Annotated in this window: 23 protein-coding genes, 2 tRNA genes, 1 pseudogene and 1 riboswitch; of the genes and pseudogenes, 19 read left to right on the plus strand and 7 right to left on the minus strand. The window is 31.2% G+C overall.

The window, feature by feature from the left end:
- Positions 1 to 108 precede the first annotated feature (108 nt).
- From JQN76_RS08635 to JQN76_RS08645, 3 genes and pseudogenes are all read left to right on the plus strand, one after another.
- A pseudogene (locus tag JQN76_RS08635) lies at positions 109 to 1,095 on the plus strand (alanine:cation symporter family protein); the annotation flags it as partial.
- Between the two features lie 144 nt (positions 1,096 to 1,239).
- Positions 1,240 to 1,998 carry an esterase family protein gene (locus JQN76_RS08640; RefSeq protein WP_001836770.1) on the plus strand — a complete coding sequence of 253 codons (759 nt, stop codon included), beginning with the start codon at positions 1,240 to 1,242 and terminating at the stop codon, positions 1,996 to 1,998.
- 193 nt (positions 1,999 to 2,191) lie between these two features.
- On the plus strand, positions 2,192 to 2,701 hold the full coding sequence (locus tag JQN76_RS08645) for a YjcG family protein (protein WP_001836771.1): 510 nt from the start codon (positions 2,192 to 2,194) through the stop codon (positions 2,699 to 2,701).
- A 112-nt stretch (positions 2,702 to 2,813) separates the two neighbouring features.
- On the opposite strand, the gene ltaA is transcribed toward JQN76_RS08645, so the two are convergent.
- Both ltaA and JQN76_RS08655 read right to left on the minus strand, forming a co-directional pair.
- Entirely contained in the window at positions 2,814 to 4,004 is a 1,191-nt protein-coding gene (gene ltaA, locus JQN76_RS08650) for a lipoteichoic acid biosynthesis MFS flippase LtaA (RefSeq protein WP_001154224.1), read from the minus strand.
- The gene (locus JQN76_RS08655; RefSeq protein ID WP_000258645.1) at positions 3,982 to 5,157 is read right to left on the minus strand and encodes a diglucosyl diacylglycerol synthase; all 1,176 of its coding nucleotides are present in this window, start codon (positions 5,155 to 5,157) and stop codon (positions 3,982 to 3,984) included. The genes ltaA and JQN76_RS08655 overlap by 23 nt, the downstream gene beginning before the upstream one ends.
- Before the next feature lie 432 nt (positions 5,158 to 5,589).
- Here JQN76_RS08655 and JQN76_RS08660 point away from each other — a divergent pair, with 432 nt between their 5' ends.
- The 7 genes from JQN76_RS08660 to JQN76_RS08690 all read left to right on the plus strand — a co-directional run bounded on the left by JQN76_RS08660 (position 5,590) and on the right by JQN76_RS08690 (position 15,550).
- A complete protein-coding gene (locus JQN76_RS08660; protein WP_000340119.1) occupies positions 5,590 to 7,074 on the plus strand; it encodes a UDP-N-acetylmuramoyl-L-alanyl-D-glutamate--L-lysine ligase in 1,485 nt (494 codons plus the stop codon).
- Positions 7,064 to 7,315 (plus strand): YueH family protein, encoded by a 252-nt coding sequence (locus tag JQN76_RS08665; RefSeq protein WP_000608862.1) that lies wholly within the window; start codon positions 7,064 to 7,066, stop codon positions 7,313 to 7,315. Before JQN76_RS08660 ends, JQN76_RS08665 begins: the two co-directional genes overlap by 11 nt.
- A complete protein-coding gene (locus tag JQN76_RS08670; RefSeq protein WP_001049951.1) occupies positions 7,315 to 8,877 on the plus strand; it encodes a peptide chain release factor 3 in 1,563 nt (520 codons plus the stop codon). The genes JQN76_RS08665 and JQN76_RS08670 overlap by 1 nt, the downstream gene beginning before the upstream one ends.
- 119 nt (positions 8,878 to 8,996) lie before the next feature.
- Positions 8,997 to 9,104: riboswitch (yybP-ykoY riboswitch) on the plus strand.
- A gap of 74 nt (positions 9,105 to 9,178) precedes the next feature.
- Complete coding sequence (locus JQN76_RS08675; RefSeq protein ID WP_000928413.1) at positions 9,179 to 9,982, plus strand: TerC family protein; 804 nt, start codon at positions 9,179 to 9,181, stop codon at positions 9,980 to 9,982.
- Positions 9,983 to 10,200: 218 nt separating this feature from the next.
- The gene (locus tag JQN76_RS08680) at positions 10,201 to 12,525 is read left to right on the plus strand and encodes a S1C family serine protease (RefSeq protein ID WP_001795272.1); all 2,325 of its coding nucleotides are present in this window, start codon (positions 10,201 to 10,203) and stop codon (positions 12,523 to 12,525) included.
- Positions 12,526 to 12,541: 16 nt separating this feature from the next.
- Positions 12,542 to 13,900: a TrkH family potassium uptake protein gene (locus JQN76_RS08685; protein WP_000021865.1), complete on the plus strand. Its 1,359-nt coding sequence runs from the start codon at positions 12,542 to 12,544 to the stop codon at positions 13,898 to 13,900.
- A 138-nt stretch (positions 13,901 to 14,038) separates the two neighbouring features.
- Positions 14,039 to 15,550: a bifunctional metallophosphatase/5'-nucleotidase gene (locus tag JQN76_RS08690; RefSeq protein ID WP_000414165.1), complete on the plus strand. Its 1,512-nt coding sequence runs from the start codon at positions 14,039 to 14,041 to the stop codon at positions 15,548 to 15,550.
- A 179-nt stretch (positions 15,551 to 15,729) separates the two neighbouring features.
- On the opposite strand, the gene JQN76_RS08695 is transcribed toward JQN76_RS08690, so the two are convergent.
- From JQN76_RS08695 to JQN76_RS08705, 3 genes are all read right to left on the minus strand, one after another.
- Positions 15,730 to 15,818: transfer RNA gene (locus JQN76_RS08695), tRNA-Ser, on the minus strand.
- A 2-nt stretch (positions 15,819 to 15,820) separates the two neighbouring features.
- Positions 15,821 to 15,895, minus strand: a tRNA-Asn gene (locus tag JQN76_RS08700).
- Positions 15,896 to 16,036: 141 nt separating this feature from the next.
- On the minus strand, positions 16,037 to 16,606 hold the full coding sequence (locus JQN76_RS08705; protein ID WP_000287265.1) for a competence protein ComK: 570 nt from the start codon (positions 16,604 to 16,606) through the stop codon (positions 16,037 to 16,039).
- Between the two features lie 209 nt (positions 16,607 to 16,815).
- Between JQN76_RS08705 and JQN76_RS08710 the strand changes: the two genes are divergently transcribed.
- A complete protein-coding gene (locus tag JQN76_RS08710; protein ID WP_000876826.1) occupies positions 16,816 to 17,034 on the plus strand; it encodes an IDEAL domain-containing protein in 219 nt (72 codons plus the stop codon).
- Positions 17,035 to 17,114: 80 nt separating this feature from the next.
- Here the strand turns inward: JQN76_RS08710 and lplA are convergent, their stop codons facing one another.
- A complete protein-coding gene (gene lplA, locus JQN76_RS08715; RefSeq protein WP_000668818.1) occupies positions 17,115 to 18,101 on the minus strand; it encodes a lipoate--protein ligase in 987 nt (328 codons plus the stop codon).
- Positions 18,102 to 18,299: 198 nt separating this feature from the next.
- Between lplA and JQN76_RS08720 the strand changes: the two genes are divergently transcribed.
- The 8 genes from JQN76_RS08720 to JQN76_RS08755 all read left to right on the plus strand — a co-directional run bounded on the left by JQN76_RS08720 (position 18,300) and on the right by JQN76_RS08755 (position 23,360).
- Positions 18,300 to 18,476, plus strand: a complete 177-nt coding sequence (locus JQN76_RS08720) for a YkvS family protein (RefSeq protein ID WP_000214898.1) — start codon at positions 18,300 to 18,302, stop codon at positions 18,474 to 18,476.
- A 14-nt stretch (positions 18,477 to 18,490) separates the two neighbouring features.
- Positions 18,491 to 19,093: a CPBP family glutamic-type intramembrane protease gene (locus JQN76_RS08725; RefSeq protein ID WP_001033865.1), complete on the plus strand. Its 603-nt coding sequence runs from the start codon at positions 18,491 to 18,493 to the stop codon at positions 19,091 to 19,093.
- Positions 19,094 to 19,407: 314 nt separating this feature from the next.
- Complete coding sequence (locus JQN76_RS14205; protein WP_228764813.1) at positions 19,408 to 19,494, plus strand: putative holin-like toxin; 87 nt, start codon at positions 19,408 to 19,410, stop codon at positions 19,492 to 19,494.
- A 513-nt stretch (positions 19,495 to 20,007) separates the two neighbouring features.
- Complete coding sequence (locus tag JQN76_RS08735; protein WP_031763719.1) at positions 20,008 to 20,109, plus strand: hypothetical protein; 102 nt, start codon at positions 20,008 to 20,010, stop codon at positions 20,107 to 20,109.
- A gap of 9 nt (positions 20,110 to 20,118) precedes the next feature.
- Positions 20,119 to 20,391, plus strand: coding sequence for a lactococcin 972 family bacteriocin (locus JQN76_RS08740; protein WP_001797239.1), 273 nt, complete (start codon positions 20,119 to 20,121; stop codon positions 20,389 to 20,391).
- A 43-nt stretch (positions 20,392 to 20,434) separates the two neighbouring features.
- Entirely contained in the window at positions 20,435 to 22,399 is a 1,965-nt protein-coding gene (locus JQN76_RS08745) for a bacteriocin-associated integral membrane family protein (protein ID WP_000870827.1), read from the plus strand.
- A gap of 2 nt (positions 22,400 to 22,401) precedes the next feature.
- Entirely contained in the window at positions 22,402 to 22,722 is a 321-nt protein-coding gene (locus JQN76_RS08750) for a YxeA family protein (RefSeq protein ID WP_000668627.1), read from the plus strand.
- Complete coding sequence (locus tag JQN76_RS08755; RefSeq protein ID WP_000571167.1) at positions 22,719 to 23,360, plus strand: ABC transporter ATP-binding protein; 642 nt, start codon at positions 22,719 to 22,721, stop codon at positions 23,358 to 23,360. Before JQN76_RS08750 ends, JQN76_RS08755 begins: the two co-directional genes overlap by 4 nt.
- Positions 23,361 to 23,447: 87 nt before the next feature.
- Here the strand turns inward: JQN76_RS08755 and JQN76_RS08760 are convergent, their stop codons facing one another.
- Positions 23,448 to 23,738, minus strand: a complete 291-nt coding sequence (locus JQN76_RS08760) for a hypothetical protein (protein ID WP_001795266.1) — start codon at positions 23,736 to 23,738, stop codon at positions 23,448 to 23,450.
- Positions 23,739 to 23,845: the final 107 nt, after the last annotated feature.

The following is a 23,845-nucleotide window of genomic DNA, read 5'->3' on the forward strand; positions in this document are numbered from 1 at the left end:
CTCCTTTAGTTTGGGTTTGGTCACTTTAAATTATAGAGGCAATTGCGCTTTTTGTGTATTAAAAAAAGCAGGAAGTTTTACCTTCCCACCATAAAAGATGAAGAACCTATTTTTGGTGGTGTACGTAGTATTGCCAATGTTGCAACAGCCGTTGTACCATTTATGGCAATTATTTACATACTGATGGCTGTCATTATCATTTGTATCAATATACAAGAAGTGCCAGCGTTATTTGCATTAATTTTCAAATCAGCATTTGGATTACAATCTGCTTTTGGTGGTATCGTTGGCGCAATGATAGAGATTGGTGTTAAACGTGGATTATACTCAAATGAGGCTGGTCAAGGTACAGGTCCACACGCAGCAGCGGCAGCAGAAGTATCACATCCAAGTAAACAAGGTCTAGTACAAGCATTTTCAGTTTATATTGATACATTATTTGTATGTACTGCAACTGCTCTGATTATACTTATTTCTGGTACATATAATGTGACTGATGGTACGGTTAATGCGAATGGCACACCGCATTTAATTAAAGATGGCGGTATTTATGTTGAAAATGCAACAGGTAAAGATTATTCAGGTACTGCGATGTATGCACAAGCCGGCATTGATAAAGCGTTCCATGGCAGTGGTTATCAATTTGATCCTACTTTCTCTGGCGTAGGTTCGTACTTTATTGCATTTGCTTTATTCTTCTTTGCATTTACTACAATTTTGTCGTACTACTACATTACAGAAACAAATGTTGCTTATTTAACGCGTAATCAAAATAATCAAGTTTCATCGATATTTATTAATATTGCTCGTGTGATTATTTTGTTCGCTACATTTTACGGTGCAGTTAAAACAGCTGATGTAGCATGGGCATTCGGTGATTTAGGTGTAGGTCTAATGGCTTGGTTAAATATCATTGCGATTTGGATTTTACATAAGCCTGCCGTAAATGCTTTAAAAGATTATGAAATTCAAAAGAAACGTTTAGGAAACGGTTATAATGCAGTTTATCAACCTGATCCGAATAAATTACCTAATGCTGTCTTTTGGTTGAAGACATATCCAGAACGTTTAAAACAAGCACGTGCCAAAAAGTAATCTACTTTTGTTTATAGTATATGTAGTGATCATTTGATAAAAAAAGAAACAGCATTGATAATTTTAGGTGCTCAGAAATTTGAATTTTAAAAATATAGTGTCTCTTGGTACAATAACAATACAACTACTAGGGGGCACTTTTTTATGTCAGAATTTAAAACTGGTAAGATTAATAAACATGTTTTATATAGTAATATTTTAAATAGAGATGTCACGATAAGTATTTATTTACCAGAATCTTATAATCAACTTGTTAAATATAATGTCATTCTTTGCTTTGACGGATTAGATTTTTTACGTTTCGGGAGAATACAACGTACATATGAATCGTTAATCAAAGAAGCGCGTATTGATGATGCGATCATTGTTGGATTCCATTATGAAGACGTTGATAAGCGTAGAGAGGAATTTCATCCACAAGGAAGTCGTTCTCATTTAACTATTCAATCAGTCGGTAAAGAAATATTGCCATTTATTGACTCGACGTTTTCTACACTGAAAGTAGGTAATGCAAGGTTATTAGTAGGGGATAGTTTAGCGGGTAGTATTGTCTTATTAACGGCGTTGACCTATCCAACGATTTTTAGTCGTGTAGCAATGTTAAGTCCACATTCAGATGACAAAGTATTAGATAAGCTAAATCAATGTGCTAATAAAGAACAATTGACAATTTGGCATGTCATTGGTCTAGATGAAAAAGATTTTACTTTACCAACAAATGGTAAGCGTGCCGATTTCTTAACACCGAATAGAGAATTAGCTGAACAAATTAAGAAATATAATATAACTTATTATTACGATGAATTTGAAGGTGGTCACCAATGGAAAGATTGGAAACCATTGCTGTCAGATATATTATTGTATTTTTTACGTAAAAACACAGATGATCAACATTATGAGTAATTTACATTAGTAGATTTAGTATGAATTGTCTTCATATAGTTTGGTCTATAATATAATTTATAAAAGATTTTACTGTTTGATTTAATTTAAATTTGTCGAAATTGCAAAAGATGTATAATGAATTATTTTTAATGTAACGGTTTTCAAAGAAATTTGATATAATAGCAATAGGTTAAACAAAGGAGGAATTCAGATGATTTTAGGATTAGCATTAATTCCATCAAAGTCATTTCAAGAAGCGGTGGATTCTTACCGTAAAAGATATGATAAACAGTATTCACGAATTAAACCACATGTGACAATTAAAGCGCCATTTGAAATTGAAGATGGTGATTTAGATTCTGTCATTGAACAGGTTAGAGCTCGTATTAATGGTATACCAGCAGTAGAAGTTCATGCTACAAAAGCTTCTAGCTTCAAACCAACGAACAATGTGATTTACTTTAAAGTTGCGAAGACGGACGACTTAGAAGAATTGTTTAATCGCTTTAATGGAGAAGATTTCTATGGAGAAGCTGAACATGTTTTTGTGCCACACTTTACAATAGCACAAGGACTATCTAGCCAAGAATTCGAAGATATTTTTGGTCAAGTAGCATTAACTGGGGTAGACCATAAAGAAATTATCGATGAATTAACTTTGTTACGTTTTGACGATGACGAAGATAAATGGAAAGTTATTGAAACGTTTAAATTAGCTTAAGTAACATAATAGTATTGTTAATCGTAGTATGTTTGAATTAATAAGAAAATGGTCATTTTTATTGAATGTAATAAAAATGACCATTTTCTTTATTTTAAAATACGTTTTAACCTTACTTAGCTTTTTCTCTATTTGCTATAAAGTAGCTTCCATAAAATACAGCTAAGACTAAAAAGATTAATGCCGAGAAATAAAATGTATTGTTTAAATTGTTGGTAAATTGTGTAATTAATCCGCCAAATAATGGCCCTATCATTGAGCCGAATCCTTGGATACTATTAAAAACACCCCAAGTTTCTTCTTGTTCATCTGATTTGATAAATCGTGCCATAAAGGTATTCCATGCTGGTAATAAGATGCCATACATTAGACCGATAGCTAAAGCGATAATCCACACGATGTGAATATTAACAATCATAGATAGAGTAAAAATTAATATCATGTATAAAATAAATCCGCTTAGAATAACACCATACATAAAGTTTCTGCTGCGGTTATCTATTAGTTTCGATAAAAATAGCATCGAAACTGCACAGCCGATACCACCAATAATGATTGCAACAGTATATTCAATTGTGCTTACGTTAATAACCTTAGTAGCATATGTTGGTAATATAGGAACTAGGGCAGCAATTGCGGCACCTTGTAAAAGAATACCAGGGAACAACAATAAATGGCGCTTTGTCACATCAACAATTTGTCTCAATTGAGCTTTAACTGGACGAGTATTATAATTTGTTAACTTTACATCGACAAAATAATATAATATCCATGCAATTAAAACGACTAAAGACATCATGAAGGCAAAGCGTGTTGGGTGCACTTTGATAAGTAGATTCATAAAAACCATACCTACCAATAGGCCTAACAACCATGAAAAATAAACATAGCCCATTTGTTTGCCACGTTTATCTTCTTCAACACTGGATAACATAATGACCCAAATAGGACTAACTGCAATACCGAGCATCATAGCACTAAATATGATTACAAAAGGTGATGCTGGAAACCAAATAACTAAAAATAAACTTGTAAATGCTAAAATAAATCCAGTCGTTAAAACGATTTTTGTGCCGAATTTTTTCAGTAAAAATCCTATAACAAAGTTTGTAGATGCATCAGCAATAAAATGTATTGAAAATGCTAGAGACGTTATTGCTACAGCAATGGATGTAACTGTTGGCAAGAAATTAATATAGCTTAGGATATACATGCCTCTCGCAAATTCCATTAAAAATAAGATAATAAGCATTAAAATGAAATTTTTATGATTAGCGTAATTATTTAACGAAGAATCTTGCATATAAAGGAACCTTTCCATAAATCTCTTGTGGTTGTGATGAATGACCGATTAAATCAAGTAAGTCTCGACATATTGTCTGTGTAGCATACTTAATTTTATCTTGTTCCATTGTACTAATCATGTTAGTTAATTGCTCATTACCGTTCGTTAAACTTGCTACAATTTTTATTGCTTCTTCTGGAGTATCAGCGATTTTACCAAAACCTTTTTCTTCAAAGTAAAGGGCATTTTCAAGCTCTTGACCAGGTGCAGGATTTAGGAAAATCATTGGAATACAACGGGCGAAACCTTCAGTTATTGTGATACCACCAGGTTTCGTAATCATAAGTTGACTTGATGCCATCCATTCATTCATGTGTTTGGTATAACCTAGAATCAATACATTCTCGTTAGATTTAAACTTAGCTATTAAAGAACGCTTTAGCTCTTTGCTCTTACCACAAATCATAACTACTTGTGCATTTGCACTTTTCGCTAATATATCAGTAATCATCGTGTCAAAACCTTTAGATACACCAAATGCACCAGCTGACATTAAAATAGTTTGCTTATCTGGATCTAAGTTGTTGTCTATTAACCACTGCTTTTGATTAATAGGCGTTTCAAATTTGTTATCAATAGGAATACCTGTCACTTTAACTGTTGAAGGATCAATACCTACGTCTATGAAGTCTTGTTTCGTTTCTTTTGTTGCCACATAATATCTTGTTGAATACGGCGTAATCCAGTTTTTATGTAAGCGATAGTCTGTCATCACTGTAGCAACTGGAATATTAATGTTAAATTGCTCAGTTAGTACCGACATAACTGGTGTAGGAAACGTTAATAATATTAAATCTGGCTTTTCTTTTATCAATAAATTAATTAACTTATTAAGTCCATAGTATTTGTAAAAACATTTGTCTAGTTTATCTGGGCGGCTGTAATAAAACCCTTTGTACATATTTCTAAAATATTTAAAGCTATTGATATACCATTTTTTACAAATAGAAGTCAAAATTGGATGAGCTTCCATAAATAAATCGTGCTCAATGACGCTTAAATGGTCTAGATTCATATCATTAAGTTGATTAACGATACTCTGTGTAACTTGCATATGACCGTTACCGAATGAGCCAGTAATAATCAATATCTTTTTATTTTGAGTAACCATTAATAGCCACCCTCCGTTAGTTTGAAAATTTTATTTAAGTGTAACTTATTTTACGGCATTATAAAAGAAATAAAGACGCAAAGTCGTTACATTTATAGCAATTTTAATCAATAGATGAATTGATACAAAATAAAACGTTATTTTATAAAGCAATTTATTGTTCTATGTTTTATTTGTATATTTAAAATTATCCAGTATACAATTATAGCATATTTTTGGAAACAATTATGATATTATACCATGTTACAAGATGGTTTTAATAATTTAAGATGAGCCATAATTGTAAAACTAATTCATAATACCGTATGTTTTATTTTTAATAGTAGAAATTAGAAAATGCTGATTAGTAGGATATAACAGTGAAATTATAAATTTATTAACATCAACAAAACGTGTATAATAAACATATTGTAGAAAAAGGAGCGGTTCAGTTTGGATGCAAGTACGTTGTTTAAGAAAGTAAAAGTAAAGCGTGTATTGGGTTCTTTAGAACAACAAATAGATGATATCACTACTGATTCACGTACAGCGAGAGAAGGTAGCATTTTTGTCGCTTCAGTTGGATATACTGTAGACAGTCATAAGTTCTGTCAAAATGTAGCTGATCAAGGGTGTAAGTTGGTAGTGGTCAATAAAGAACAATCATTACCAGCTAACGTAACACAAGTGGTTGTGCCGGACACATTAAGAGTAGCTAGTATTCTAGCACACACATTATATGATTATCCGAGTCATCAGTTAGTGACATTTGGTGTAACGGGTACAAATGGTAAAACTTCTATTGCGACGATGATTCATTTAATTCAAAGAAAGTTACAAAAAAATAGTGCATATTTAGGAACTAATGGTTTCCAAATTAATGAAACAAAGACAAAAGGTGCAAATACGACACCAGAAACAGTTTCTTTAACTAAGAAAATTAAAGAAGCAGTTGATGCAGGCGCTGAATCTATGACATTAGAAGTATCAAGCCATGGCTTAGTATTAGGACGACTGCGAGGCGTTGAATTTGACGTTGCAATATTTTCAAATTTAACACAAGACCATTTAGATTTTCATGGCACAATGGAAGCATACGGACACGCGAAGTCTTTATTGTTTAGTCAATTAGGTGAAGATTTGTCGAAAGAAAAGTATGTCGTGTTAAACAATGACGATTCATTTTCTGAGTATTTAAGAACAGTGACGCCTTATGAAGTATTTAGTTATGGAATTGATGAGGAAGCCCAATTTATGGCTAAAAATATTCAAGAATCTTTACAAGGTGTCAGCTTTGATTTTGTAACGCCTTTTGGAACTTACCCAGTAAAATCGCCTTATGTTGGTAAGTTTAATATTTCTAATATTATGGCGGCAATGATTGCGGTGTGGAGTAAAGGTACATCTTTAGAAACGATTATTAAAGCTGTTGAAAATTTAGAACCTGTTGAAGGGCGATTAGAAGTTTTAGATCCTTCGTTACCTATTGATTTAATTATCGATTATGCACATACAGCTGATGGTATGAACAAATTAATCGATGCAGTACAGCCTTTTGTAAAGCAAAAGTTGATATTTTTAGTTGGTATGGCAGGCGAACGTGATTTAACTAAAACGCCTGAAATGGGGCGAGTTGCCTGTCGTGCAGATTATGTCATTTTCACACCGGATAATCCGGCAAATGATGACCCGAAAATGTTAACGGCAGAATTAGCCAAAGGTGCAACACATCAAAACTATATTGAATTTGATGATCGTGCAGAAGGGATAAAACATGCAATTGACATAGCTGAGCCTGGGGATACTGTCGTTTTAGCATCAAAAGGAAGAGAACCATATCAAATCATGCCAGGGCATATTAAGGTGCCACATCGAGATGATTTAATTGGCCTTGAAGCAGCTTACAAAAAGTTCGGTGGTGGCCCTGTTGATCAATAAAAGATTTATTGATGAAGGTAAAACTATTGATGTTTATTTATTCGAAGCATTAAATAACCAGATAATCATTGCTATACCAGATTGGTTTTGGTCATATCAGATGGCAATGACATTAGATGAAGAAACTTGTTTTGAAGCAATACTCATGCAATTGTTTGTTTTTAAAGAAGAGGAAGAGGCAGAATCGATTGCATCACAACTAACAGATTGGATAGAAACATATAAAAAGGAGAAAGACTAATGAACTTAAAGCAAGAAGTTGAGTCTAGAAAGACTTTTGCGATTATTTCACATCCCGATGCAGGGAAAACAACGTTAACTGAAAAACTATTGTACTTCAGTGGTGCTATTCGTGAAGCGGGTACAGTTAAAGGGAAGAAGACTGGTAAATTTGCGACAAGTGACTGGATGAAAGTTGAACAAGAGCGTGGTATTTCTGTAACTAGTTCAGTAATGCAATTTGATTACGATGATTATAAAATCAATATCTTAGATACACCAGGACATGAAGACTTTTCAGAAGATACGTATAGAACATTAATGGCAGTTGACAGTGCTGTCATGGTCATAGACTGTGCAAAAGGTATTGAACCACAAACATTGAAGTTATTTAAAGTTTGTAAAATGCGTGGTATTCCAATCTTTACATTCATTAATAAATTAGACCGAGTAGGTAAAGAACCATTTGAATTATTAGATGAAATCGAAGAGACATTAAATATTGAAACATACCCTATGAATTGGCCAATTGGTATGGGACAAAGTTTCTTTGGCATCATTGATAGAAAGTCTAAAACAATTGAACCATTTAGAGATGAAGAAAATATATTACATTTGAATGATGATTTTGAGTTGGAAGAAGATCATGCAATTACAAATGATAGTGCTTTTGAACAAGCGATTGAAGAATTAATGTTGGTTGAAGAAGCGGGTGAAGCCTTTGATAATGACGCGCTGTTGAGTGGAGACTTAACACCTGTATTTTTCGGTTCAGCTTTAGCTAACTTTGGTGTACAAAATTTCTTAAATGCATATGTTGATTTTGCGCCAATGCCAAATGCGAGACAAACAAAAGAAGACGTTGAAGTAAGCCCGTTTGATGATTCATTTTCAGGATTTATCTTTAAAATTCAAGCCAACATGGACCCTAAACACCGTGATAGAATTGCCTTTATGCGTGTCGTTAGTGGTGCATTTGAACGTGGTATGGATGTTACTTTGCAACGTACTAATAAAAAGCAAAAGATCACACGTTCAACGTCATTTATGGCAGACGATAAAGAAACTGTGAATCATGCTGTAGCAGGCGATATCATTGGACTATATGATACTGGTAATTATCAAATTGGAGATACTTTAGTTGGTGGAAAACAAACCTACAGTTTCCAAGATTTACCACAATTTACGCCAGAAATTTTTATGAAAGTTTCTGCTAAAAACGTCATGAAACAGAAGCATTTCCATAAAGGTATTGAACAATTAGTACAAGAAGGTGCGATTCAATACTATAAAACATTACACACAAACCAAATTATTTTAGGTGCTGTTGGTCAGTTACAATTTGAAGTTTTCGAACATAGAATGAAAAACGAATATAATGTTGATGTTGTTATGGAGCCAGTAGGCCGTAAAATTGCACGTTGGATTGAAAATGAAGACCAAATTACAGATAAGATGAACACATCAAGATCGATTTTAGTGAAAGATAGATATGACGATTTAGTATTCTTATTTGAAAATGAATTTGCAACAAGATGGTTTGAAGAGAAATTCCCTGAAATTAAATTGTATAGTTTACTTTAACAGCTCAATTGTATAATCGAATTTGTTACATTAAAAATAATTGTTTCGTTGAAGAAAAATAAATTGTATATTTTAAAAGAAAAAGGTATACTATGATGTATCAAATGAATAACCTATGGCATTTTGTCAGAGGGGAGTAACTTAAGAATCATGACCGTATAAATGATTCGACACTTTATCGTCATTACGAAGATATCTTCCGGTAAAGTGGGCAATTTAAATTGCTTAGTGAGACCTTTGCTATTTATTTAGCATAGGTCTTTTTGTTTGTACTTAACTTATTTATTTAAAGGAGTTGTACATGTTAATGGATCCAAGTTTGATCTTACCTTATTTATGGGTACTTGTCGTTTTAGTATTTTTAGAAGGCTTATTAGCAGCAGATAACGCGATTGTTATGGCTGTAATGGTTAAGCACTTACCACCCGAACAACGTAAAAAAGCTTTGTTTTACGGTTTGTTAGGTGCATTTGTATTTAGATTTTTAGCATTATTCTTAATTAGTATTATCGCGAACTTTTGGTTTATTCAAGCTGCAGGAGCGGTTTACTTAATTTATATGTCAATCAAAAATCTGTGGCAGTTCTTTAAACACCCAGAAATTGAAAGTCCTGAAGCTGGAGATGATCATCATTATGATGAATCTGGTGAAGAGATTAAAGCAAGTAACAAATCATTCTGGGGAACTGTGTTGAAAATAGAATTTGCAGATATCGCATTTGCCATTGATTCTATGCTTGCTGCTTTAGCTATTGCTGTAACACTTCCTAAAGTTGGTATTCACTTTGGTGGTATGGACTTAGGTCAGTTCGTAGTCATGTTCCTAGGTGGAATGATTGGTGTTATTCTAATGCGTTATGCAGCAACATGGTTTGTAGAGCTATTAAACAAATATCCAGGACTTGAAGGTGCAGCCTTCGCGATCGTTGGTTGGGTAGGTGTTAAATTAGTTGTCATGGTATTAGCGCACCCAGACATCGCTGTATTGCCTGAGCACTTCCCACATGGCGTATTATGGCAATCTATTTTCTGGACAGTACTAATTGGATTAGTAATTATCGGTTGGTTAGGTTCAGTTGTTAAAAATAAAAAATCGCATAAATAATTGATGTGAAGCGGACAATCTTAATTTAGTTTAAGGTTGTCCTTTTTCATTTAATTGAGTGATTTATGAAAAATGGATTTTGAAGAATGTGAATCAAAAGATGCGATATAGTATTAAGAAAATGTGCCTTTTATATTTAGCATTTTTTCAATAGAAATTATATAGATTTTAAAGCAAATTAGGTGTTAATGTGTCATAATGATAAGTGATTTTATTGAATGGAGTGGACATTAGTGGATATTGGTAAAAAACATGTAATTCCTAAAAGTCAGTACCGACGTAAGCGTCGTGAATTCTTCCACAACGAAGACAGAGAAGAAAATTTAAATCAACATCAAGATAAACAAAATATAGATAATACAACATCAAAAAAAGCAGATAAGCAAATACATAAAGATTCAATTGATAAGCACGAACGTTTTAAAAATAGTTTATCATCGCATTTAGAACAGAGAAACCGTGATGTTAATGAGAATAAAGCTGAAGAAAGTAAAAGTAATCAGGATAGTAAGTCAGCATATAACAGAGATCATTATTTAACAGACGATGTATCTAAAAAACAAAATTCATTAGATTCAGTGGACCAAGATACAGAGAAATCAAAATATTATGAGCAAAATTCTGAAGCGACTTTATCAACTAAATCAACCGATAAAGTAGAATCAACTGAAATGAGAAAGCTAAGTTCAGATAAAAACAAAGTTGGTCATGAAGAGCAACATGTACTTTCTAAACCTTCAGAACATGATAAAGAGACTAGAATTGATTCTGAGTCTTCAAGAACTGATTCAGACAGCTCGATGCAGACAGAGAAAATAAAAAAAGACAGTTCAGATGGAAATAAAAGTAGTAATCTGAAATCTGAAGTAATATCAGACAAATCAAATACAGTACCAAAATTGTCGGAATCTGATGATGAAGTAAATAATCAGAAGCCATTAACTTTACCGGAAGAACAGAAATTGAAAAGACAGCAAAGTCAAAATGAGCAAACAAAAACCTATACATATGGTGATAGCGAACAAAATGACAAGTCTAATCATGAAAATGATTTAAGTCATCATACACCATCGATAAGTGATGATAAAGATAACGTTATGAGAGAAAATCATATTGTTGACGATAATCCTGATAATGATATCAATACACTATCATTATCAAAAATAGATGACGATCGAAAACTTGATGAAAAAATTCATGTTGAAGATAAACATAAACAAAATGCAGACTCGTCTGAAACGGTGGGATATCAAAGTCAGTCAACTGCATCTCATCGTAGCACTGAAAAAAGAAATATTTCTATTAATGACCATGATAAATTAAACGGTCAAAAAACAAATACAAAGACATCGGCAAATAATAATCAAAAAAAGGCTACATCAAAATTGAACAAAGGGCGCGCTACGAATAATAATTATAGTGACATTTTGAAAAAGTTTTGGATGATGTATTGGCCTAAATTAGTTATTCTAATGGGTATTATTATTCTAATTGTTATTTTGAATGCCATTTTTAATAATGTGAACAAAAATGATCGCATGAATGATAATAATGATGCAGATGCTCAAAAATATACGACAACGATGAAAAATGCCAATAACACAGTTAAATCGGTCGTTACAGTTGAAAATGAAACATCAAAAGATTCATCATTACCTAAAGATAAAGCATCTCAAGACGAAGTGGGATCAGGTGTTGTATATAAAAAATCTGGAGATACGTTATATATTGTTACGAATGCACACGTTGTCGGTGATAAAGAAAATCAAAAAATAACTTTCTCGAATAATAAAAGTGTTGTTGGGAAAGTGCTTGGTAAAGATAAATGGTCAGATTTAGCTGTTGTTAAAGCAACTTCTTCAGACAGTTCAGTGAAAGAGATAGCTATTGGAGATTCAAATAATTTAGTGTTAGGAGAGCCAATATTAGTCGTAGGTAATCCACTTGGTGTAGACTTTAAAGGCACTGTGACAGAAGGTATTATTTCAGGTCTGAACAGAAATGTTCCTATTGATTTCGATAAAGATAATAAATATGATATGTTGATGAAAGCTTTCCAAATTGATGCATCAGTAAATCCAGGTAACTCGGGTGGTGCTGTCGTCAATAGAGAAGGAAAATTAATAGGTGTAGTTGCAGCTAAAATTAGTATGCCAAACGTTGAAAATATGTCATTTGCAATACCTGTTAATGAAGTACAAAAGATTGTAAAAGATTTAGAAACAAAAGGTAAAATTGACTATCCCGATGTAGGTGTTAAAATGAAGAATATTGCCAGTCTAAATAGTTTTGAAAGACAAGCAGTTAAATTGCCAGGAAAAGTTAAGAACGGTGTTGTTGTAGATCAAGTTGACAACAATGGTTTAGCAGATCAATCTGGTCTGAAAAAAGGTGATGTAATTACTGAATTAGATGGCAAACTTTTAGAAGATGATTTACGCTTTAGGCAGATTATATTTAGTCATAAAGATGACTTGAAATCAATTACAGCGAAGATTTATAGAGATGGTAAAGAGAAAGAAATTAATATTAAACTAAAATAATGTTGAGGTGAACAACGTGTCAATTTTTAGCCAGTTTTTAAAAAGATCAAGCCCTCAACAAGGTATTGTATTGTACTATATCGTCGCAATTGTCATTGCATTTTTATTATTAAACTTACCGTATGTTCATAAACCAGGTGTAGAAGTAAATCCAATTGACACATTATTTGTTGCCGTATCCGGAATTAGTGTTACTGGATTGTCTCCGATAAGTATTGTCGATACCTATTCTACATTTGGACAATTAATTATCCTCGTGATATTAAATATTGGTGGAATTGGCGTCATGGCAATTGGTACGATGTTATGGGTGGTACTAGGTAAACATATTGGAATTAGAGAACGTCAGTTAATTATGTTAGATAATAACAAAAACACAATGAGTGGTACCGTCAAATTGATTATTGATATTGTAAAATCAATATTTGTAATCGAACTCGTAGGAGCCATGTTATTAGCATTTTACTTTTATCGAGATAATCCAGATTTAAAATATGCAATCATGCAAGGTGTTTTTGTTTCTATTTCTGCCACTACCAATGGTGGATTAGATATTACAGGTAAGTCATTAATTCCTTATGCACATGATTATTTTGTACAAGCGATAGTTATATTTTTAATAATTTTAGGATCAATCGGCTTCCCAGTATTATTAGAAGTTAAAGCTTATATTCAAAATAGGGTTACTAATTTTAGATTTTCATTATTTACTAAAATTACGACATCAACATATTTATTCCTATTTATTGTTGGGGTATTAGCCATTCTATTATTTGAACATAACCATGCGTTCAAAGGTTTAAGTTGGCATCAATCGTTATTCTATTCGCTGTTTCAATCAGCGACTACAAGAAGTGCGGGTCTTCAAACAATTGATGTGACAACACTAAGTGACCCCACTAATATTATCATGGGTATTTTAATGTTTATAGGATCTTCGCCAAGTTCGGTTGGTGGCGGTATTCGTACAACAACTTTCGCTATTTTAATTTTGTTTTTAATTAACTTTAGTAATAATGCCGATAAAACATCCATTAAAGTTTACAATAGAGAAGTACACATTATGGATATTCAACGTTCATTTGCAGTATTTACAATGGCGACAATTTTAACATTTTTAGGAATGCTAATTATATCAGCTACTGAAAATGGTAAGCTTACATTTTTACAAGTATTTTTTGAAGTCATGTCTGCATTTGGAACTTGTGGACTATCGCTTGGTGTCACAAGTGATATTAGTGATATTTCTAAGGTCGTACTAATGGTACTCATGTTTATAGGACGTGTTGGCTTAATATCATTTATCATTATGATAGCAGGACGTCGAGAACCAGATAAATTCCATTATCCAAAAGAACGTATTCAAATAGGATAATATAATAGCAATCTAAGTTTAGTTAATATAGATTTTAACTGGAACTTAGATTGCTTTTTTAGTTTGTATTTTTAACTTATTTTATAAGACGATTGGTTTTCAAAATGGTAAACTAGTAACAATGAGAGGTGTAACATGATGGAAAAAAATGAAAACATTAATGTAGAGATTTTAACTACGTCAGATATGCATAGTCATTTCTTAAATGGTGATTATGGTTCAAATATTTATAGAGCTGGTACTTATGTTAACCAAATAAGAGCACAAAATCATCGCGTCATTTTATTAGATAGTGGCGGAAGTTTAGCTGGCTCGTTAGCGGCCTATTATTATGCTATTGTTGCACCTTATAAACGACATCCAATGATAAAGTTAATGAACAGAATGCATTATGATGCTAGCGGTGTGAGTCCAAGTGAATTCAAGTTTGGTTTATCATTTTTAACTCGTTCAATTGCTTTGGCACGTTTTCCATGGTTATCAGCAAATATTGAATACAATGTTACTAAGGAGCCTTATTTTTCAACTCCATATTGTATTAAACATTTTGGTGACTTAAAAATTGCTATCGTAGGCGTCACAGCAGATGGTTTAATGGAAAATGAGTATTCTGAAATGGAGCAAGATGTATCTATTGAAAAGACATTAGTGGCATCAAAACGTTGGATTAGATATATCCATGAAGTTGAAGAGCCAGATTTTTTGATTGTAATTTATCATGGTGGATTGAATAAAATTAGTAATAGTACGAAAAATAAAAAGGCAAGTTCGAATGAAGCTGAAAAATTAATGGAAGAACTCGGTGTTATAGATTTAATGATTACAGCTCATCAGCATCAAACAATAGTAGGTCAAGATCATGAAACGTATTATGTTCAGGCTGGTCAGGATGCCAAAGAGCTTGTACATCTTTCGATTAATTTTAAAAAGAGAACAACAACTTATGATGTTGAAAGCATTGATTCTAAAGTGATTGACTTAAATGAGTATGAAGAGGATCAAGAATTATTAGATTTAACATTCTATGATAGAAAAGCAGTGGCTTATTGGTCACAGGAAATCATAAGTGATAAAGGTTTGATGTTATCAGTGAATGGGTTACAAGATTTAGTCTGTCAAACACATCCATTTTCGCAATTATTACATGATGCAATTCAGCTTGCATTTGATAATGATATAACATGTGTCCACGTGCCTATGAACGGAGAGAAGGGGTTGAGTGGACAGATTCGAAATGAAGATTTGTATCATGCATACCCATATCCAGATAAGCCAATGGATATGACAATTAGTGGTCAAAATATCAAAGATATATTGGAGTATAGTTATTCACATTTAGATTTTGTTAACGAGCAATTAAGCTTAACAATTATTGATGAAACGTTATGTACAATGTGGCAAGGATTCAATTATGAGATTGATATGAATCAAGAACCTGGGCAACGAGTAATGTTAGATCAAATTGATTTGACTAAGAGTTATAGAGTTACAATGACTGACTATTGTTATCGTAACTACAAGAATTATTTAAAAAATGCTATTATACATGAATCGTACGATGAAACAATGAGTACATTAATTGCAGAGAAGTTAAGAGATCCGAATTATCGTATTTCATGTAGTGATAATTTTGTAGTTAAAAACAGGTAAATATTGCTATGTAATAAATTAATTATAAGTTCAACAAGTATAAAAACCTTTCTTAGAGAAGATTATCTAGGAAAGGTTTTTAGAATTTTAAAATTGATATAAAAGAACAGTGAAATTCTCATTCATTATATATAAGTAAACAAAAAAGCTAAAATGGTATATACCATTTTAGCAAGTAACGGAAACGGAGGGATTCGAACCCTCGCGCCGCTTTCGCGACCTACACCCTTAGCAGGGGCGCCTCTTCAGCCAACTTGAGTACGTTTCCAATGGCTCCACAGGTAGGACTCGAACCTACGACCGATCGGTTAACAGCCGATAGCTCTACCACTGAGCTACTGTGGATTAATTTGTATGTGTTTGAATATCAAGCACAAATATTATTATAACAAGATTAAGTTAATTTGCAATAGATACCTTAAAAAAATATGCAGAACATTTACACTATATTTATAAAACATTCCGCATATTTTAAAAATAAACAATTTATTTATCTTCAAATAAAGAATAGCGTGTCAATGCTTCAAACACATTCAATGTGGCTTTATTATAATCTATTGGTTGGTCGGGATTTTTTGATATCATGCGAGATTGTTTATCTACCATGTAATAGTAAAAAATGGAATTGTTATATTGATGCCATAAACTGTGGTATGAAACATGAAGAATGATAGATTCATTATTAATAAATGTCACTTTACATTTACGATTTTTTAATTCTTTAATACTTTCGATATAATGCATATTTAACCAAATATTTTCATTTTGTCTGTCAGAATGTGTTGGGAAAAAATAAGTTGGAAATAATGGTGTTAGTAAAATAGGTGGTTTACTAGAAATGCCAGTAATGCGGTTTGTCTCTGCTTTCTTGCCAAGATAAGTATTACCATAAAATTTGCAAGAGCGTTCAATGATTTTCTGGACTTTAAAAGGATTTTGAATACGCGTTTTGTCAAACCGAATTATTTCACTACCGTTTCTTTGATCGTCATCATCAAATGCTGGTCGAATAACCATGTCTCCTTTGCGTATCACATAAATATTTTGAGAATACATAAGCAAAACCTCGCTTTATTAAGTTTTAAACCATTAATATAAAAATACAATTAATGATATAAAGATATTTTATAATAAAATTCTGAGTTGTCAAGTTATTATTTTGGTGAAAATGTACAATAATTTTTAACTAATAGTCAGAATATTCATTGATTTCAAAATTAGAAAAATGTATACTTATTATAAATTAAAGAAAGGTAGTGGTTTCTATGAAATACAATACTAATGTTAAACATACAACTTTAGAAGCGTTTGTCACAACTGTCAATGATTTGGGTATTGAATTAATTATCAATGAAGCACTTCGAGAGGTAAGAAAACGACAGCTCATAGAACTTATAGATGACGCACTCGTCAATAAAGATGAAGCAGCATTTAATCAATATACGGCAGAATACAAAAATTTGGAGGCATTTCTCGGTGAATAACATTGATTCGAATTCCATAACGCAATCATAAAAGGACTATTCTTAACATCTCATACATGTAAGAATAGTCCTTTAATCGTTTATGACATTAATCTAATTAATTCATGTCTATCTATGTCACCGAAATAATGATATAAATCATATTCTGATAGTGCTTCTTCTATGTGCTCAAAGTCGTGTAGACAGCCAACTAATGCATTTTCAAGATCAGTGACATCTCCGACACCAAAGAAATCACCGAAAATTTTTGCATGTTCGATTTTACCTCGTTTAACATCAAACTTAATTTGTACAAATCCTTTTTCAAATTTTTCCTCGCGTTCAAAGTTATATTTAGGGTTTCTACCATAATTCCATGCCCAAGTTCTATATTTGTCGTTACTTAACTTTTCAATATTTTCCCAATCTTCATCCGTTAATTTATATTCTTCTACTTCAGTTTCTCCAAAGATAGTTTTCAAGATGATTTTTTTAAATTCTTCAATTTCTAAAGGGTCATTTAAAAATTCTTGAATGTTTGCTACTCGTTTACGAACAGATTTAATACCTTTTGATTTAATCTTAGCTGGATTAACTTTTAGTGCATTCTGAACTTCGTCTAAATCACTATTTAACATCAACGTACCATGACTAAACATTCTATTTTTAACTTTAACCATAGCATTCCCTGAGATTTTCGCTTGTCCAACTTGAATATCGTTACGACCAGTTAATTCAGCATTTACGCCTAAAGATTGTAATGCTTGAACAATTGGTTCAGTGAATTTTTGGAAATTGTGGAAACTGTTACCATCATCATCTGTTATAAAACTAAAGTTTAAATTGCCAGTATCATGATAAACAGCGCCACCACCAGAAATTCTTCTAACTACATCGATGTTATGAGCATCTATATATGTCTGATTTACTTCCTCTATCGTATTTTGATTCTTTCCAACAATGATAGATGGTCTATTTATGTAAAATAAAAAGTAACTTTCTTCTGCTGGTAAATTTTTTAAAACATATTCTTCCATTGCTAAGTTTAAAGTTGGATCTGTAATATTATTATTACTAATGAATTTCATTACAATCTCTCCCTTATATCTATATATATTCTCTACTTATTTATGCCTTAACTTTGCTCAAAATGCCAATTATATACTCACAAATCATTCTAAATATCGGCTTAAAGTTACATTTTATTATTTTTGATTGTTAATAGTTTATTTGTTAAGTGAATTTTAGTACAATATAATTTAGTTATGATTTAAGGAGGACTTAAAATGACTGTTGCAGAAGTGGGTAACATTGTTGAGTTTATGGATGGATTAAGAGGTCGTGTTGAAAAAATCAACGATAACTCTGTTATTGTTGACTTAACAATTATGGAAAATTTTAATGACCTTGATTTACCGGAAAAAACTGTTATCAATCATAAACGATATAAGATTGTTGAATAAGAAGGTAAGTTATAATGAATAAAATCTCGAAGGCTTTAACTTGGTTTATTATAAGTTTCATTATATTTCATCTCATATTATTTATTATGTGGGGCGAACACCAAGAATACTGGTATTTATATACAGGTATAATGCTAATTGCTGGTATCAGTTATGTATTTTATCAAAGAGATATTGAATCTAAGCGGTTGCTTACATCAATTGGTGTTGGTATTATTACGGCAATTATTTTAATTATGCTTCAACTTTTATTCTCACTTATAACTTCTAATTTAAGTTATAGTTCATTAATTAAAGAATTAGCAAGAACAGGTGTCAATTGGAAGTGGCAAATGTTAGTAACTTTACTTTTTGTCATTCCATGTCACGAGTTATATATGAGAACTGTTTTACAAAAAGAATTAACACATTTTTCAATACCGAAATGGATAGCTATATTAATAACTGCAATTTGTTCTAGTTCATTATTTATTTATTTAGATAATTGGTGGATAGTAACATTTATATTTGTTGCACAAGTGATATTATCATTAAGTTATGAGTATACTCGACGCATAGCAACAACATCCGTTGCGCAAATTGTTGCTATTATATTGTTATTAATTTTTAATGCTTAAATAAGCTTTTCTTAGACGTCTGTGTTCTAAGAAAAGCTTTTTGCTTTAGAAAAGCAATACGAAGATTCAAGGCATGCTTTATTATAGTGTATACATTTTTAACGGCAAGCAGTTATTATTGAGGTTATATTTTAGTCAGTTTTTATTACTAAATATTTTATAAAAATAGTATAATATTTTGTGGGCAAGTTGAATTGATGGTGGCTATCTGAGTAAAGGGGGGTGGTGCCTATGGCATTACTTAACACTTTTGAAAGGAAAAGCCTATTGTGATATCTATTGCAAACGCATTACATTTAATGTTAAGTTTCGGTATGTTTATCGTCACTTTCATTGGTATAGTAGTAGCAATAATAAATTTAAGCAATAAAAAATACCATCATTTCAAAACTTTGACATAGAATGATGGTTAAAGAAAATCTCATTTAGTCACCGTCTTTTTAACGGGCTCATTAGGCGACATGTTCCTGCATGTCGTCTTTTTACATTTTTATAGTAACATATCTTTTATTTAATTGTCTATTTTTATTAGATGTGTAACAAAATTTTGAAGTATTTTCCGTATATTGCCTGCTAAACATGTCAGATTTGAAAGGAAAATCATACTGTGGTAGAAATCAATTATGATTATATGGTAGTACTTATAAATAAGTGATTTCTATTGAATATGTAATGAAGTTCATATATTAATATAACTTTCATTGATATAGAAGTCGCAATGATTAATTTAAACAATAAAAAACAACCATCATTTCAAAACTTTGACAACGAATGATGGTTAAAGAAAATCTCATTTAGTCACCGTCTTTTTAACGGGTTCAATAGGGGACATGTTCCTGCATGTCGTCTATTTATGCACTGCGCAATTTAACAATAATACAATTATACTTTGATGTCCATTTAACATAAAGTGGTTGAAATTTGTAGCAAATAAATTAACCTTGACTATTTTCAGAAAATTCTGTATAAATAACGAAAAAGAGATATGGATTAAATATGAAGAGGTGTTTTTATAGAAGAATAAAATTTTTGGCACTATATTATATTTAACTTTAGCACTTGGATTATCAACAGCAGCTTATGCATCTACAGAATACGCAGAAGGAGGCACTTGGAGTCACGGTGTCGGCAGTAAGTATGTTTGGTCTTATTATTATCATGGTCATAAAGGACATGGTGCAACAGCTATTGGAAAATATAGATCATTTAGTGGTTATACAAGAGCTGGTGTAAAAGCAAAAGCATCAGCTACTAAACATAATTGCTGGGTCAATAGAGCGTATTATAACATTTATTAAATACTAAAAAATCATAGAAAATAAACAACGCAAGAGGTACAACATGAAATGGTTCAAATTAATACTTGATGTTACAACCTTCATTCTGATTGCTATATTGTTATTTGTTTATACATATAAAGAAAACGAAGAAATATTGCCTGATACTAAATACCCTATAGCGGTAACTGACTGGAATAAAAAATATAGTAAAAATGAGATTTATAAACGTATAAATCAATTCGCTAAAAATGAGAACGTAGCAATCTATAAATCAACTTCAAATTATACAAACAAAAACGTAGATAAAGATATATATGTATTTAATAAATCAAAAGCAACAACTATCACTCCTTTTAACGCTAAATATAACATTCATTATTTAAGTGACGACGAATTATTAAAAAAAGATATCAAAGGAAGTTATTTTGTAAAAGACAAAAATTTTGACGTGTCTAAATTCATAAATTTTTTAAAAGAATATGGTGTTACTGCTGAATCATACAAAATAGATCATATGATGATTGCCGTTGGTGTCATTAAACAAATGAATATAGAAGTTCCGTTATCCGCACTTTTAATCGTTTATTTTATTTATTATATTTTCGAAAAGAACATTAATTTCAAAGCGTATGCGATTAAGTATTTAAATGGTTTTACATTAAGAAAAATAATTTTTGAAAATTTTTCAAAAAAATGCACGTATTGGGTAACGTTAATCATAAGTCAAATTCTTTTAACTACAAGTGTACTTTGGATATTAAATTACACGGGTAATTTAGATTTATTCATATTAAGATTAGTTCTGCTTTCATGTCTTTTCATTTTAACGATTAGTGTTATTAATTTATGGACTTTCTTAATGTTACTAAATTTAAATATTGCTAATATGATTAAAGGTAAGCAGCACTTTAAAACAATTCGTTTTATTAATACAGTTTGTAAAAGTATTCTCTTAGTACTAATAGCTAGTGTAATGATAGAAAATACTAGTGTTATTAAAGATTTGAATAAAATAAAGGAAACTGAGAAATATTGGAATGTATTAGATGATTATTACACGATTGAATTTGCACCTTATCACGAAACGAAACAAAGTTTGATTGATAATATGCTGCGATCAGAACAATTAGTAAAGGCTAGTGAAGCAGAAAATAATGCGATTTTATTCAAACCAAAGGGTGACTCCGTTGACAATGACAACTTTTCGCCTGATGAGGGGAATGTAATATTAGTAAATAATCAGTTCTGGTCGATTTATTACAAGCAGTTTCAACCTGATATTCCGATAAAAAATCAAAAAAATAATGTCGAAGTAATTATTCCACAAAAGTTTCATGCAATGCGTAATGAAATCAATCAAGCATATCATTCATGGTTTGAATTTGTACAAAATAAAAATAATAAAGAGAATAAGTTATCTATACAGTTTATCAACAAAAATGATTATCGAATTTTTTCATTTGATGCACGAGATAGTCGCCATTTGTCATTTATAGAGGCGCCAATCATTGTGAATGTTCAGGCATCAGATTTATCGAATGATTTTTATTATGCCATGATCAGTCAAGGCGGGTATTTATTCAAAAATTATGACGCGCTAGTAAAAAATATTGAAAAGTATCATCTTGATGGGGAAATCAGTGGAATAACCAATTATAAAGATAGCGTGATGGAAATGTATCATGAAAACAATTTGAAATTAACAGTACTCAACTTTTCACAAATCATTATCGCAATCATTTTAATAATTATTATTTTATTTGATGTGAAATATTATTTTGAACAGCATCGAAAATTACTCGTAATCAAAAAGCTATATGGTTATTCAACATTAAGAGCCAATTACCAATACTTATTAATAAATAATATAGTTGTTGTTTTTATTGGAATATTGACGAATGTAATTTTACACTCTCAGTATATAATGATGATATTTGCAACGATTCTTGTCGTTCAAATATTATTGCAGATTTGCAGCCTATACTATCATGGCCGACGTTTTAATGAAGTTATCAAGGAGTTTTAACTATGAAATTTATCATTGCAATATTATTAGGATTAATCGTATCCATTACTATTGCTTTTACAATCATACATCATCCTATACTTGATCGTTTTAATCCTTTCTTAAAAACGGAGTATAGTTATGCCAAAGTGCCAAAAGGTACGCAACAATATGTTAATATTACGGCTTATAGTGAAAGAGGGGAAAAGCTTGATTATAAATTAACATTTAATGGATTTTCACCTAGTAGAACGTATGTCGAAATAAAGCATAAAGGGCAATATGTCATATCGATCACATATGTTGAAAAAGAGGATATACCAAAAGAGGTAAGACAAGAATGATAGAATTAAAAGATTTAACCATACAAAAAGGTAATATACATATTTTGAAGAAACTTAATTTGAAATTTCAATGTGGAAAATCATATGCACTTATTGGTAAAAGTGGATGCGGTAAATCTACATTATTAAATACTATTGCTGGACTTGAAAAAACGGGGAAACAATATGTCTATTTTAATGGTCAATTAGAACAATTTAAATCTAATTTTTACAGAGATAAATTAGGATATTTATTTCAAAATTATGGATTAATCGATAATTTGACAGTAAATGAAAATTTAGATATTGGATTAGCATATAAAAAAATAAGTAAGAAAGAAAAAGAACAATTAAAGATACGTTATATAGAACAGTTTGGTCTGTCAAACAGTTTAAAAAGAAAAGTTCATACGCTAAGTGGAGGTGAACAACAACGTGTCGCTTTAATTAGAATGATGTTAAAAGATCCGATTGTTATGTTAGCTGATGAACCAACGGGTGCGTTAGATCCTAAAACAGGACAGATGATTATTCAATCATTATTTGATTTGGTCGATGAAAATAAAGTGCTGATTTTAGCAACACATGATATGGCTATTGCAAATCAATGTGACGAAATAATAGATTTAGAACAGTATAGTAAAGTAGCATCTATGTGATATCCAAAAGATAAAATTAAAAGCCAATCAATGGGAAATGTTGACTTCAACACTCCGTTTGATTGGCTTTTATAATGTGTTACTAAGTTATGAAAGTAACAACGGTAAACTGAAAAAAAGCAATATAATAATATTTAATACGATTAGTAATAAATGTAATTGATTTTTCGTTTTAATATAGCAAAAAACAATGACTAAAGATAACAACAATATCATGATTGCACCTGGGAAGAACCATAATGCTGAAGCTGTGTACCAAATCATTGGTAACGCCATAATAATAAAAGATATAAGACAAGAAAGGATACCAATAATATTATAAGTTCTAGTCAAAATTACACCTCCAATTTTCATTTTAAAATGACATGCGTAAAACAATCATTTTAAATACATCATACAATAAAATTAAATTGTGCGGTAGAAGAATTTGAAATTAAATTGAATTGGCTTGATTAAAAGGTGATTTTATAGAAGTTAATAAAAAT

The sequence above is a fragment of the Staphylococcus sp. SM3655 genome, assembly GCF_016917315.1.
Lineage (GTDB): Bacteria > Bacillota > Bacilli > Staphylococcales > Staphylococcaceae > Staphylococcus > Staphylococcus aureus.